General features: G+C 43.4%; 13 protein-coding genes. 6 read left to right on the top strand and 7 right to left on the bottom strand.

The genetic code is table 11. From position 1 onward, the window contains the following. Positions 1-5: 5 nt before the first annotated feature. Positions 6-1,160: an MFS transporter gene (locus tag AC0J2X_RS14450; RefSeq protein WP_156078240.1), complete on the bottom strand. Its 1,155-nt coding sequence runs from the start codon at positions 1,158-1,160 to the stop codon at positions 6-8. 76 nt (positions 1,161-1,236) lie between these two features. Beyond that, complete coding sequence (locus AC0J2X_RS14445) at positions 1,237-1,770, bottom strand: SRPBCC family protein (protein WP_014976267.1); 534 nt, start codon at positions 1,768-1,770, stop codon at positions 1,237-1,239. 775 nt (positions 1,771-2,545) lie between these two features. On the opposite strand from AC0J2X_RS14445, the gene glgC reads away from it, so the two are divergent. Next, positions 2,546-3,832, top strand: a complete 1,287-nt coding sequence (gene glgC / locus AC0J2X_RS14440; protein WP_014976266.1) for a glucose-1-phosphate adenylyltransferase — start codon at positions 2,546-2,548, stop codon at positions 3,830-3,832. 69 nt (positions 3,833-3,901) lie between these two features. On the opposite strand, the gene AC0J2X_RS14435 is transcribed toward glgC, so the two are convergent. Beyond that, positions 3,902-4,714: an alpha/beta fold hydrolase gene (locus tag AC0J2X_RS14435; RefSeq protein WP_014976265.1), complete on the bottom strand. Its 813-nt coding sequence runs from the start codon at positions 4,712-4,714 to the stop codon at positions 3,902-3,904. A gap of 71 nt (positions 4,715-4,785) precedes the next feature. Further along, positions 4,786-6,108: a spinster family MFS transporter gene (locus AC0J2X_RS14430; protein WP_014949150.1), complete on the bottom strand. Its 1,323-nt coding sequence runs from the start codon at positions 6,106-6,108 to the stop codon at positions 4,786-4,788. Between the two features lie 169 nt (positions 6,109-6,277). Between AC0J2X_RS14430 and AC0J2X_RS14425 the strand changes: the two genes are divergently transcribed. Next, entirely contained in the window at positions 6,278-7,093 is an 816-nt protein-coding gene (locus tag AC0J2X_RS14425) for an acyl-CoA thioesterase (protein WP_039227081.1), read from the top strand. 39 nt (positions 7,094-7,132) lie between these two features. On the opposite strand, the gene AC0J2X_RS14420 is transcribed toward AC0J2X_RS14425, so the two are convergent. Beyond that, complete coding sequence (locus AC0J2X_RS14420) at positions 7,133-7,978, bottom strand: HDOD domain-containing protein (RefSeq protein ID WP_014976262.1); 846 nt, start codon at positions 7,976-7,978, stop codon at positions 7,133-7,135. A gap of 489 nt (positions 7,979-8,467) precedes the next feature. On the opposite strand from AC0J2X_RS14420, the gene AC0J2X_RS14415 reads away from it, so the two are divergent. Beyond that, a complete protein-coding gene (locus AC0J2X_RS14415; RefSeq protein ID WP_472996155.1) occupies positions 8,468-9,757 on the top strand; it encodes a glycosyltransferase in 1,290 nt (429 codons plus the stop codon). Positions 9,758-9,778: 21 nt separating this feature from the next. Here the strand turns inward: AC0J2X_RS14415 and AC0J2X_RS14410 are convergent, their stop codons facing one another. Continuing rightward, complete coding sequence (locus tag AC0J2X_RS14410; protein ID WP_075176384.1) at positions 9,779-10,171, bottom strand: SufE family protein; 393 nt, start codon at positions 10,169-10,171, stop codon at positions 9,779-9,781. A gap of 16 nt (positions 10,172-10,187) precedes the next feature. After that, positions 10,188-10,583, bottom strand: coding sequence for a DUF2750 domain-containing protein (locus AC0J2X_RS14405; protein WP_039227089.1), 396 nt, complete (start codon positions 10,581-10,583; stop codon positions 10,188-10,190). 317 nt (positions 10,584-10,900) lie between these two features. On the opposite strand from AC0J2X_RS14405, the gene AC0J2X_RS14400 reads away from it, so the two are divergent. The 3 genes from AC0J2X_RS14400 to AC0J2X_RS14390 all read left to right on the top strand — a co-directional run bounded on the left by AC0J2X_RS14400 (position 10,901) and on the right by AC0J2X_RS14390 (position 13,297). Beyond that, on the top strand, positions 10,901-11,620 hold the full coding sequence (locus AC0J2X_RS14400) for a heme oxygenase-like domain-containing protein (protein ID WP_472996154.1): 720 nt from the start codon (positions 10,901-10,903) through the stop codon (positions 11,618-11,620). A 182-nt stretch (positions 11,621-11,802) separates the two neighbouring features. Continuing rightward, the gene (gene xthA / locus AC0J2X_RS14395; protein WP_014949143.1) at positions 11,803-12,612 is read left to right on the top strand and encodes an exodeoxyribonuclease III; all 810 of its coding nucleotides are present in this window, start codon (positions 11,803-11,805) and stop codon (positions 12,610-12,612) included. Between the two features lie 43 nt (positions 12,613-12,655). Beyond that, the gene (locus AC0J2X_RS14390) at positions 12,656-13,297 is read left to right on the top strand and encodes an energy-coupling factor ABC transporter permease (RefSeq protein ID WP_049586496.1); all 642 of its coding nucleotides are present in this window, start codon (positions 12,656-12,658) and stop codon (positions 13,295-13,297) included. Positions 13,298-13,385 lie beyond the last annotated feature (88 nt).

Below are 13,385 nucleotides of genomic sequence, written 5' to 3'. Positions count from 1 at the left end.
CCATTCTACTTCTCGTCAGGTAAGATAACAGTAGTGATAATTGCCAGTAACAGCATACCAGCCATAATATAAACCACTGAAAAGGTTAAAACAGGGGTTAATGCAGCGTAAAGTGCACCGAATGCTAATAAAATCATACCTATAGCCGTGTTTGAGAAGCCAACCAGCTCTGTTCTTTCATGGCCTTCTTTAACATCTAAACTATATGTTTTCCGTCCGGTTCTTACGCCAGCATGGGATACGGATAACAAGAAAAACAACAGTGCAGAGGTTACAATCGTCGTCGTTTGCAATGTAAGCAAACCAATGCATGAAATTATTGCGAGTAACCCTGAAATTTGAAGTGTTAACTTTGCGCTTTTGTCTGCAATCTTTCCCCAAATTATTGATGATAAAAGAGCAGCAGTTGCTTCGGCTCCTATATAAATAGGAAGCAGCTCTTTTACATCTCCATTTTTTTCTATCATAAAATAAGGCGCAACCAAGGCTGAGTGAACGAAAAGCCCTCTTACCAAAATGAATTTGTAAACCGTGGCGTCGAAGTCAATACTAAACGCTTTTTCCTCTTTACTACCCACATCTACCGTCGTTTTAACAGGCCATACACATATAAGGGTCAAAACAAATGATAAAAGACTCCCGCACAAGACTATCAGCAGCACGTTCGAAGAAAGAGAGCCGTCGTAAATTGTCAAAGGTATAGCTATAACAAGGGTGACCATGCCTGAAACGGTAGATGCAATTCCGATTAGGTTACCCCGCTCTCCTTTCTTAGCTACGTCAGCCTCCATATCTTTCACGGTAAGAGAACAGGCAGAGCGACCCAGGCTCAAGAAGACAAGGGAAATAAGTATCAAGGTACCCGCCAAGCCCCCTGAAAATGAAATGACCGCGAGCAGCATACAGAAAACTGAAAGCGTTTGTGTGAGCATACCGACACGCCAAACCAAGTGCCGCTGAGTATGTTTTCGAAGATAAATGCTAATAAGTACTTGAGGCAGAAGCGCGCCCGACTCTCTAATTGGAACCAGCCAGCCTATCATCCAAACTGGTGCGCCAATGCTAATAAGAAGTGCGGTCAAGGTTGTTTTAGCAGAGATCAGAAGGTCGGCTAGTTTATTAAGCGAAAGGCCTGTAATAAGTAAATTTTTTTGTTTCATGGAAGGTAAGCATGCACCGCAATTTGATTGAACATATACGGTGCACTTATTCAGTCAGATCAGAAAGTTGTATGCCCTACCCAGCGTTTTCGGCGAGTATTTTGAGATTTTCTAGACCCATTTCGAAATCAGGACCAATCATGCTGTCCATCATCAAAGCAAAATATTTGTTTATTGGGTTATTATCTACCGAACCTTCATCTCTCCAGGTTACAAGAGAACCATTTTCTGTAGGCTCAATTTCTACGACGCCCGATGAACCCATGTCAAAATCGGGAAAATATAATCGGTACATCACACGTCTGTTATGCTCTAGTTGCGTAATCTCCATTTCTCCATTTCCCTCGGTTTCACTTAACCACTCGGAACGCATCCCAATAGCTCTATCAGGCCCTGAATAATCAAGTTTCATATCAGGATCACGCTTGAACCATACGCCCCATTTCTTCCACTCTTTCAAATCAACGACATAGGGATATATTTCTGATGGCTGAGCATCAATATTAATTGTTCTTTCAACGCTGTAATCTTTAGGAATAAAAAAGCTTGTTGCGACAAATAATACGATAACAACACCTACGACCATTAAGAGTTTTTTTAACGCTCCCATCTGAGACTCCATAAAAGAATTGACCCTTCAAATATAACATTTAATTAACATTTGTCACTTAAAGATCTTTCTTGCTCATTTTACTGTTAGATAGACACCCATCCCGTCATGTTTAACGCAGTTGAAAGCAAATTTATACTCAACATAACTATTATGAGCCTTCTCTTTCGCGTTACCGAGAAAGGACACTCAGCAATAAAACCTTATGATGCATGAAGTAACCACTTCGTTTATCGAGCAAAGTGTAGACTAACTTTCTACAGTTTAAAAATGGGTGTCTACACAGTGACTTGCTTTGATCGAGGGTCTTTTCTGGATGCGCATGATGAAATTGAATTGTGTGTCTCGCTAATTTTTTTATCGTCAAATTTACTAAGTAACTAACTCATAGTAGCGATATAGTAGCGATGGGTGTCATGCTAAAATTTTAATTCAAGAATTCTATTCCAGAGTAAGAATAAGAGATAATGGTGGGTGTCTTTGTAAGAGCAACAGTTGAATGCCATTGGATGAGATTAAGGGAATTAGGGTGGGTGTCTCTGTAAGGGCGAGAGCCCCCCAACCTACAATTTTTTAAAAACATTTACCATTTCATCACAAAGCATGAAAATCGCGCTGTCATTCTAAATTATCTTGTGTAATATGGATTTAGGTTATCAAGAAAGCCTGTTCAATCAGGCCTATCATGCATAGCGCAGTCAATCGCAACACTTCGTTTTCTTTTTATATTTCTATCGATACACAGTTGTCGCTTTATTACAGGAGTTTATAGGAAATGGCAGATCAAAGTTCTCGTTACATCAGTAACCTTACTCGCGATACATATGCGCTCATCCTCGCGGGAGGTAAAGGTTCTAGACTACACGAGCTCACTAATTGGCGAGCCAAACCGGCACTTTATTTCGGCGGTAAATTTAGAATTATCGATTTCCCGCTATCAAATTGTGTTAATTCAGGTATCCGTCGAATAGGCGTGGTTACCCAATACAAGTCGCATTCTCTTATTCGTCACTTGGTTCGCGGTTGGGGTCATTTCAAAAAAGAACTTGGCGAATCTGTAGAAATCCTACCCGCTTCTCAACGTTTCTCCGACAGTTGGTATGAAGGAACCGCAGACGCGGTCTTCCAAAACATAGATATCATTCGTGATGAGCTTCCAAAATATGTCATGATCCTTTCGGGCGACCACATATACCGTATGGACTACGGTGATATGTTGGCCAAGCACAAAGAATCTGGTGCAAAAATGACGGTTTCATGTATGTCAGTGCCCTTGGAAGAAGCCGCGGGTGCGTTTGGCGTTATGTCGGTTGATGAAAACTATCGTATTAACGGATTTGAAGAGAAGCCAGCTAACCCGACTCCACTTCCTAATGACCCAACGCGCTGCTTAGCATCTATGGGCAATTACGTGTTTGATACAGAGTTTTTATTCGAGCAATTACGTGTTGATGCTGAAAATATGGGCTCGCAGCGAGACTTCGGTAAAGACATCATTCCATCAATCATCGCCGACCACCCTGTATACGCCTATCCTTTTGAGAAAAGTGGCGGAGACAACGCCTATTGGCGCGACGTAGGTACTATCGATTCATTTTGGGAAGCCAATATGGAAATGGTTGCTCCTGTACCTCAATTGAACCTCTACGATAGAAAATGGCCTATATGGACATACCAAGAGCAACTGCCACCAGCAAAGTTTGTTTGGGAAGACCACGACAGACGTGGTGAAGCGATTAACTCCGTAGTTTCTGGGGGCTGTATAATTTCAGGCTCTACACTTCGTTCATCTATTTGCTTTTCCAACGTACGCGTACATTCCTATGGCCTTATTGAAGACGCCGTAATTCTTCCTGATGTGGAAATTAAACGCCATTGCAAGCTGAAAAAGGTGATTATCGATCGAGGTTGTGTCATTCCTGAAGGTACTACAATTGGTTACGATCACGAGCAAGACAAGGCACGTGGATTCCGCGTATCTGAAAAAGGCGTGGTACTGGTGACGCGAGAAATGTTAGGTCAGCCCGTGGGTGGACTAAGCAAGCCTAGAAAGCACGACTAACTCATTTATCCTAATGTTATGGCGAGATTGATTTTGGCGTTAAAACGCTTAAATCAATCTACGTAATGTTTAATTCGCCTCATTACTCCACTGCGTTAAAGTACGCTCAATAAAGCTCGCTACCTGCTCAGGGTGTTCTAGTGGAAACATATGCCCACCATCGAGCACGCTATGCTCAATAGCATTATGCTTCAGAAGCCGCGAGTACATTTCTGGCTTACACACGTTACTTTTGCTTCCTGTCGCCAATACGGCCGGACACTTAAGCTTTCCTTTATATTTACCCAAATTGTGCGGAACATTGCGAAACAAATCTGCTTCTACTTCTGCACGAAATGTGAGCGAAATATTGTCCCCCTTCAAGGCGGTTACAGATTTTACATAATCGCGCACGCATCGTTTATCCATATCCCTAAACAATGCTTTGCTGTGAAAGTACGCCACCATATCGGTATTGCTTGGCCAACTGGTATTGCGTGTTTGCGCGAGTTTCGCTGGCGTAAGCTTGTTAATTAACGGCGTGTGTTTCGCGAATTTAAAAAAGTAACTTAACGGGCCGACAACAAGTGGCGGATCGAATAAAATGATGCCTCTGAACAGCTCTGGCGCTTCGCAAGCCGCCATGTAGGTAATTACAGCACCAAATGAATGCCCAATACCATACACGCCTCGCGGATCCTTGTTCTCTTTTTTTATATGCTTGATAAGTTCTTGAACTTGATTGCGCCAGTTACCATTCACAGGAAGCTGAGGATCGTGTCCGAAGCGCTCAACATGAAGACGGTGAAAGTGATCAGGTAACGCTGAAAACATCGCATTATAACTACCTGCCGGAAATCCATTTGCATGGGCAAAATGAAAACTCAACTCTGACGACGTCACCAATACACTCCTTTATACTTAAACAACAAAGGGGCTTTAAATCAGCCCCTTAGCATGAAAGTTCGATAATACTATAAGCCTCTGGCTTCTGCCATTTCCCAATCTTTTACAATCTTCGTGCTCGTCCATAAGAACACGGCAATAGAAAGCGCGTAAGGAACTACTAGGTAGATGAGTGCCTGTCTCAATGCCTCCGTCTCGCCTAAAGATGGCACCAATGCTTGGCTAATAATACCCGTCAGCGTTGGGCCACCGCCCAGCGCAATGATGTTCAATACGAAGAAGAACAACGCTGTCGACATGGCTCTTACGTTTATTGGAGCTAGTGTCTGTGCCATCGCAAAACTTGGCCCTAGGTATGAACCACTGGTGAATAACAACAGCGCCATGAGCCCTACTGATAACCACAAATCTTGCACTTGTAACGATGCATAAAATGCCGGCACACCAATAATAAGTGCGATAGCGGGCAATAACGCATAAGCTTTTTTATTGTGCTTACCCCACCTATCAGCAATATAGCCTCCTAGCCATACACCGAGCGCATAGGCGGTGCCATTGATAATGCCAAAAACGATTAGCAACTGTGTAATATCTAAACCCGCAAAGGCGCGAACGTAGTAATCAATTACCCACGTCGATATGGCATAGTTACCGAATGATCCAAAGGAAATACCCAGTGCCATTCCCCACCACGTCGGAATTTTCAGTAGCATCTTGAGGGACGACTTTACACTCGGCTTATTCGCATCATCTGCGCTTGGTAAAGAGACCGTTCTGGCAGGTTCCTTGACCGTGAGCTTAAGCAAAATAGCCAGTAACACCCCTGGAATACCCACGCTGTACATTACCGTTCGCCAGTCGGCAGAACCGCCCTGTAAAAAGAACGCTGATGCAAAAAACGCAAGCATGACGCCAAAAGGAATACCTAAAGAGTATATTGCGAGCGCGCCCGCGCGTTTTTCTTTAGGGAATAAGTCAGAAATAATACTGTGGGACGGTGGACTACCACCCGCTTCACCAATGCCGACACCAATACGTGCTATGGCAAGCTGCATGTAATTGGCAGCTAACCCAGATGCAGCGGTAAATCCACTCCAAAGTGTTAGAGAGATCGCAATGATATTAACGCGGCTGTACCTGTCGGCAAGCCATGCAATTGGGATCCCCATCACGGTATAAAGTAGCGCAAAGTAGATGCCTTTAAGCCACCCAAGTTGGGCGTCATCTAACCCCAAATCGGCTTTGATAAAAGGAGATAGAATCCCAATGATTTGCCTGTCTATAAAGTTAAAGGCATACACCAAGGTTAATATGAATAGAACGTAATTCCGGTAACTTCTAGATGCTCCTGCTTCTGCAGCGGGAATACCTTCAACGTGAGTATGGGCCATAACAGTCCTTTTGAGTGACAATAGCCCAGTCTATGCATTAGGCAAAAAAATAAACAACTAATTGTTACTTATTTGTTAACATAACGAAAATTTCTAACTGAGGCTTTTCGTTCTATAGCGCTTAAGGTACGATGACAAACACTTAACTCATCAGACCAGACAAGCAAATATGACAGTAGATGAATTGCTCAATATTCCTCAATTATCTCAAACTTCGGAAAACACATGGAAAGTTGATGGACTAGTTATCCCCAAGACGTGGGGACAGGGACGAACTGCGTTTGGAGGAATTTCTGCCGGTATGCTTTACACCGCAGTAAAGCAGCAAGTCACCGATAACCGCGTGCTGCGCTCTTTTACCACTAACTTTGTTGGTCCCCTATCTCTTGAAATGCCTTTTTCTATCGAAGTAACGCTACTTAGAACAGGGAAAAATGTCTCTCAGTTCACTGCTCATGCTATTCAAGACGGCAAAAGCTGTGTTTTTTCGCAAGCCTGTTTTGGTGTTGCGCGTCAGTCAGGTATTCAAGTTGAGAATACAGATACACACGACATGCCTCAGCCGAATAAAGCAAAGTTCATCCCGCAAATACCTAAAGTTACGCCTAAATTCTTACGCTATTTTGATTTGGCAATTGAAGATGGCGGCATTCCATTTACGCGCAGAAAAACCAGCCATTATCACGGCTTTATGCGCTTCAAGCAGCCCCCCGAAGCCATCACTGATGCACATATCATTACTATGATCGACGCATGGCCACCTACACTTTTACAAATGATGAAGCTTCCGGCACCAGCCAGTACAGTAAGTTGGAACTTGGAATTTATCCATCCTCACAAGCCGGTAAGCCCGACAGACTGGTTTGCTTATAAAGCTCACACAAGACAAGCTGCAGATGGTTATGGCCATACTGAAGCGACGATTTGGGATAAGGATAATGAAGTGATTGCCATCAGTAGACAAACCGTAGCGATTTTCGACTGATCGCTACGGCATTTCGAAAAGCACGTTATAAACGTTACATTAATACAACATAAACGCGTTAGGGTTAAACAAGGAAATCACCGAAATACACTGCAGATTGGTTATATCTAGCGCGTCTTCTAAATCTTCGCGATTAAGCGACAATGCCTCATGCAATTCTGGCTTTAAGTTGTGATAACTCGGGTAGATCTCAGGGTTAACGTTATCGAGTGCCAACACATACGAGAGTTGTAGAATCTTCTCATCTGTAGAAGCAGACTCCTCCTCTTCTTTGTGGATACTGGCAATTGGCGTATAAATGGAGCTTGGAATATCCCACTTTTCAATTAATCTTGCCGATAATTCCGCATACGTGAACCCTAGCACTCCAAATTGAAGTTCAGCAGGACTTACTCTGGTGTTGAATGCCTGACAACGGGTTGCCGACTCAGGCAAAACCGAAACGGTTACCAGCTCGCCTATGTTGTGAAGCAGCCCCGAAACAAAGAGTCGCTCAGGCTCACGAATATTGCGCATATCCGCAAAGTACTTTGCCAGAAGACCGCACGAAACACTTTGCTCCCAAAACTTGTCGAGATCGATACGTTGACCGTCTACATCACTGAATGCTTGGCTTACGCCATAAGCCAGTGCCAAGTCGTAAGTGGAGCGAGTCCCCACTACCTGGATGGCTCTTGTGACGGTGTCTATTTTATTAGGAAAACGATAGAGCGCTGAGTTTGCTACTCTTAGCAATTGCGTTGCCAATGACGGATCGAAAGCAATAATATCGCCGATGTCGTCAATGCTTGAAGCTTCATCATCCATACAAGCTTTAAGTCGAGTTACCGAATCAGGTAAAACAAAGAGGTTTTCCGCTTTCGAAACTAATTCATCTAAATTCATTCGTGCACTCTCTTTCATGCCGCCTTTGTCAATATAGCGTTGAAGGCACCTCCATTCGCCTTGTGTCCATTAAGGTATAGGCACAAAAATGTAGTTGGTCAATAAGTATCAACTAGTAAAAAAGTATGATTTCTTTACTAATCATTAAGTTAACCTGAATCCTTCATAAGCCGTGATACCGCGGGGCTCATTTTCAATTTGAAAATCTTGCTTTACGCTGAACATCAACAATTCACGCAACGCCGCTGATACGCACTGCCCTCGTGTATTCAGCGCATCTCTGGAAGGCCTGTATTATAGCTTTTTGCCCCTTTTTACATACAAATAATTCTAATACACAGAAAAACTTAGGGTAATTACCTATAAGAATTAGATTTTCTAAGGAACACTTGCTTTTGTAATGACCAATTCAAATTTATGGTAGTATTTGCATACTATTCACTATGCCCTTGATGGCAAAATTCTTAAAGCAAAAGTTGTAATCCATCCATGTTAAATGTCGCTGTTATCGGTTATGTGTGGCCTGAGCCAAATTCTTCGGCCGCGGGCCAAAATATGTTAGCTATTATTAAACGTTGCTTATCTGCCGATTTCAATGTGACATTTCTGACCGCTGCCACCGATAGCGACCATAAAGAAGACCTTACAGCATTAGGCGTTGATGTGCATTCTGTGGCATTGAATTGTAGTTCTTTTAATAGCCAAATAGCGCATATAAAGCCTGACGTTGTTATATTCGACCGCTACATGACAGAAGAGCAATTTTCCTGGCGAGTAAAAGAAGCGTGCCCAGATGCACTTCGAGTTTTAAACACTGAAGATTTGCACAGCCTGCGTCAGGCTAGGCACGAAGCGGTAAAACAGGACAATGATGCTCGCCTTGCTCAGTTAAATAGCGAATTGGCGCAAAGAGAAGTTGCAGCAATACTAAGAAGCGACCTTACATTAGTAATTTCAAAACGAGAAATGGCGCTTTTGACGGAACATTACGGTGTACCTAGAGCGCAGCTCCAATACCACCCTCTTGTTGTAGGAAAAACGCCCCTCGTCACGCTTCCTTTTGAGGAAAGAGCGCACTTTGTTCATATTGGAAACTTTCGCCATGCGCCTAATTGGGACGCGGTTCTGCAACTTAAGCAAAGCATATGGCCTGAGATAAGAAAAGCGCTACCCAAAGCAGAATTGCACATATACGGCGCTTACCCGCCTAAAAAGGCCACCCAACTGCACAACGAAAAACAAGGCTTTTTGGTAAAAGGTTGGGCTGAAAATGTGGAGTCTATAATGTTGAGTGCAAAGGCGCTGATCGCTCCTTTACGATTTGGCGCAGGCATTAAAGGCAAACTAATTGATGCGATGCGCTGCGCTACTCCTAGTATCACCACGTGGGTAGGTGCAGAAGGTATCACCTCAACCAGTTCAATCACTGCTAATAGCAATATACAGGAAATCGATGCTCCAAAGCAGCTAGCGCAATGGCCTGGTGCGCTTTGTAGCGCGAATACAACTGACGCAGCGGTTATTCAAGACTACGTCAGACAAGCTGTGGCACTTCACAATGATAAGTCTACGTGGGATAGCGCTAGTAACTTAACGGCGACAATACTTAGCTCATTTGAAAGCGAACAGCCAGAAGTGCCGTTAATTGAAAGAATCATTGGTTTAAAACAGTCGCTTAACACGCATAGAAACGGTTTATTTATGCAAAGCTTGTTGTGGCATCAAACACTGACAGCGAGCAAGTACATGAGCCAGTGGATTGAAGCAAAAAACAAATAACGGCAGCCACTAGTTTAGCGGCTAGATGCTCTTTAATTTAGCTATTACAGATTTAATCCCGTTTCCACGGGACTGACTTAAGTAGCGTTCCAGCTGACAGCGAGACAAATATCTCTCAAAGTCGAATTCACTGCGCTGCTGCGGGGTTAACTCGTTTGCTTTTTCTAACAATACTGCAAGCACGCCGCGAATCACTTTGCTAGGCGAGTAAGCCATCAAACTGCCTTGTTCGTCAGAAGTGGCGAGCCATACCGGACTTTCACACCCTTCTACTTCTGTTTCAGCCAAACGTTTTTCCGCTGGAAGCGGGACAAGCGATTTACCCGCAAGCATCAGTGTACGAGTAAAATCGTCCCATCCTTTCGCGTTAGCCAATGATGAAGCCAGAGGAAGCAAAGTTTCGAGAGAACTCATGATCTCTATACCTTGCTTAATTTCCGCTAAGCTCTGAGGCTAAGTCATCTGCAGTCATAACTAGGTTTTCAACATCACTCGTGGTGGGGAACATTACTAGCTCAACGCCATTCTTATCAAGGCCTGGCAACCAAGTTTGCATAAACTCATCGAGTGTAATATTCACGCATTGACCTTCAATTTCGTTTATATCTACAAACTTTTGAGCTAAATCGTGATGCGGGAATACTGGTAGCTGAACGCTTTCACCACCTTCAAACATCACAAAACCTTCACTACCTTGCACCATCCAAATTTCATTTGCTTTTGCAATATAGCTCACTACAAGCTCTTGTCGGTCTTCTGCACTTAGCTTCATCGCTTGCTCGATAACCGCATCACTTAATTTGTCTGCAACTGTTTCTGGAAACACGTTATTTCACCTATCTCAAATTTTGCGGCAAGTATACCTGCCCCAGTAATAGGCGCAATGCAATAAGCGTTAAAAAAGTCCCCTCGGCTAACCCACTTACAAAGACACCCATCCATAGCTCTTCTTCATCATCAAAAACATTATTAAGAAGACACCCAAGTTTACCCCTGAAATTACGGGAATCACTCCCGGTTGTAACTCGATCAGCCATTACATTATTAACATTGACATTTTTCGCCCGTTACGAAGACACCCATGATAAAGTTAGAGCAAATCATCCAACGCTGTGAAAGCTTAAACGCAAAGACCTTTACCTCATGCGCAATCTATTTACTGCTCTTAAGCAAGACACCCATGCCAACCACGCTATCTTGGAAAATACCTTTCCCTTCTCTATGTACCACAAAGATAGTGACTTTAACCATGAGGCCTATCTTGCCATCCTTAACATCATGAGGGTGTTTCACCAAACAACAGCAGCAACCGTAAAACAGGCTGCACTCCAGACCCCTTCCCTTAGCCGCATCGCCTCAATGCTCAATAGCGAAGTTGTTCTACTAGCGCTTAACAATGACACCCACGCGTTGTCGTCCGCAACACTGTCTGCTCAACAACGTTACAATGACACCCATGCCAAGCTCGAACCTACTACAAGAATAAAAAACAAAGATGAGCCAGTCTTAAACGCCCAGGCTATCGCACAGTTAACTCCTTGCTCCAATTCAACCACCAGCCATGCCATCGCAGCCATCTATGTATGGTTGGGCTCATCAATGGGCGCCAACATTATTGTTAGGCGGTTACAAGCCATGACGTTAGATATTCCTACCGAGTATTATCAAGCGATGGCGGGATGTGCCAAAGCATGGGTGTCTTTCAAACAAGAAGTAGAAACACTCTTACCCGAGCTCGGCCTAGATAATGAAAGCTTTGTTAAGAACGCGGTGCAAGACGCAAATGCTTGGTTTGAGTTCTTGATTTCACTCGGTAAGCGCACGGCACCAAATGACACTCCCTACCATGAGGCAAACGTGTGATTAAGGGATGACTAAATTTATGCTAATGACGAGCTTTTATACACAGCGATTTCACCATTAGCTATAAATAAACTTAATCTAGCCAATCGACTGAATGCATTAATATAGTGGCAAAACGTCGTTAAGTGGCCGTGCAGTTTCTGGTAAACTCTGGCCAAATTCGAAGCAACCACTAAAAAAGCATGAAAGTAATCTCATTTAATATAAACGGTATTCGCGCTCGTCTACATCAACTTCAGGCGGTTATCGACGCACACCAACCCGATATTATTGGCTTACAGGAAATTAAAGTTCACAACGAACAGTTTCCGGTAGAAGCCGTTGAGGCCATGGGCTATCACGTTTATTTCCACGGACAAAAGAGCCATTACGGCGTTGCTTTTTTGGCGAAGAAAGAGCCGCTTTCTGTGTCGATGGGTTTCCCAACAGATGACGAAGACGCCCAACGTCGCATGATTATTTTAAAAACCACCGATGATGCTGGCGAGCCCGTTACCGTTCTAAATGGTTACTTCCCTCAGGGCGAAAACGAAAAGCATGAAACCAAGTACCCAGCTAAGCGTAAGTTCTACAAAGACTTAATGACTTATTTAGATGATAACCACACACCAGATGACAATGTAATTGTTATGGGCGATGTCAACATCTCTCATACAGACTTGGACATTGGCATTGGTGAAGACAACCGCAAACGTTGGCTGAAAACTGGAAAATGCAGCTTCTTGCCGGAAGAGCGTGAGTGGTTGAACACAGTAATTGACTGGGGCTTTGAAGATAGTTTTCGAACACTCAACCCAGAGACAAATGACAAGTTTTCATGGTTCGATTACCGCTCAAAAGGATTCAACGATAATCGTGGCCTTCGCATAGATTTGATTTTGGCAACAAAACCGCTTCATGCAAAACTACATGACGCCGGTATTGATTATGAGCTAAGAGGCATCGAAAAGCCGTCTGATCACGCGCCTATTTGGGCTGAGTATAAAGGATAAACAGTACTAAATACTGCTCCCCGCCATTAACTAAGGAGTAAAAGTGAGTTCACTACAACTGCTAGCATTGCTGATTTACGGTGTATTTTTACTCGGTGCGGTCAGGCATGTGGACTTTACTCATTTTGCGAGTAACAAGCAGCAGCAACACCTTATTTTTGGAACTGCTGCTTCGCTTTTCGTTCTCTGGTTGTTTAAAGCAGGCATCTTCGAGGGCCTAGATGTTCATTTTCTAGGCCTTTCAGTGTTGACATTAATGCTCGGCTTTAGAAATGCTATTATTGCATCGTTTATCGCGCTATTAGGCGCAAACGCAGTCGGCTACGGAAGTTGGGAAAACTTTGGCGTTAACGGGCTACTCGGCACCGTTCTGCCTATTGGCATAACCTATCTATTTTATATGCTTTCTTTTCACCGTATCCCTCGACAACTTTTCGTGTACATTTTTGTTTGTGCCTTTTTCCCTGCCGCTCTTTCTATTGCATTAAAGACGCTAACGCTCGGTGCGTTTTATTATATTGAGGGTACATACACTTGGGACATCATTTTTGACAACTACGTTTTGCTTATACCACTTTTGGTCTTTCCTGAAGCTCTGTTAAACGGTATGGCGATAACGCTTTTAGTGATCTACCAGCCAACGTGGGTTTATACCTTTCACGACAAGTTTTACCTCGATAATTAAGTTCTCTTCAACACAGTTACTGTAACTCGTGTAACTCTTCAACTAATGTTTAATAAGCTTTTCCTAATTTCAATCTATTATTAAAGAG

The sequence above is a fragment of the Alteromonas sp. R7 genome, from assembly GCF_055755235.1.
The sequence above is the reverse complement of the archived record's forward strand: the minus strand, read 5'-3'. Positions and strand labels throughout refer to the sequence as shown.

What these genes read in the sequence shown, in the direction of transcription:
- AC0J2X_RS14400 (WP_472996154.1), top strand. Translation starts at nt 10,901, where the DNA reads ATGCGCAATCTATTTACTGCTCTTAAGCAAGACACCCATGCCAACCAC.
- AC0J2X_RS14420 (WP_014976262.1), bottom strand. Translation starts at nt 7,978, where the DNA reads ATGAATTTAGATGAATTAGTTTCGAAAGCGGAAAACCTCTTTGTTTTA.
- AC0J2X_RS14425 (WP_039227081.1), top strand. Translation starts at nt 6,278, where the DNA reads ATGACAGTAGATGAATTGCTCAATATTCCTCAATTATCTCAAACTTCG.
- glgC (WP_014976266.1), top strand. Translation starts at nt 2,546, where the DNA reads ATGGCAGATCAAAGTTCTCGTTACATCAGTAACCTTACTCGCGATACA.
- AC0J2X_RS14430 (WP_014949150.1), bottom strand. Translation starts at nt 6,108, where the DNA reads ATGGCCCATACTCACGTTGAAGGTATTCCCGCTGCAGAAGCAGGAGCA.
- AC0J2X_RS14445 (WP_014976267.1), bottom strand. Translation starts at nt 1,770, where the DNA reads ATGGGAGCGTTAAAAAAACTCTTAATGGTCGTAGGTGTTGTTATCGTA.
- AC0J2X_RS14415 (WP_472996155.1), top strand. Translation starts at nt 8,468, where the DNA reads ATGTTAAATGTCGCTGTTATCGGTTATGTGTGGCCTGAGCCAAATTCT.
- AC0J2X_RS14450 (WP_156078240.1), bottom strand. Translation starts at nt 1,160, where the DNA reads ATGAAACAAAAAAATTTACTTATTACAGGCCTTTCGCTTAATAAACTA.
- AC0J2X_RS14410 (WP_075176384.1), bottom strand. Translation starts at nt 10,171, where the DNA reads ATGAGTTCTCTCGAAACTTTGCTTCCTCTGGCTTCATCATTGGCTAAC.
- xthA (WP_014949143.1), top strand. Translation starts at nt 11,803, where the DNA reads ATGAAAGTAATCTCATTTAATATAAACGGTATTCGCGCTCGTCTACAT.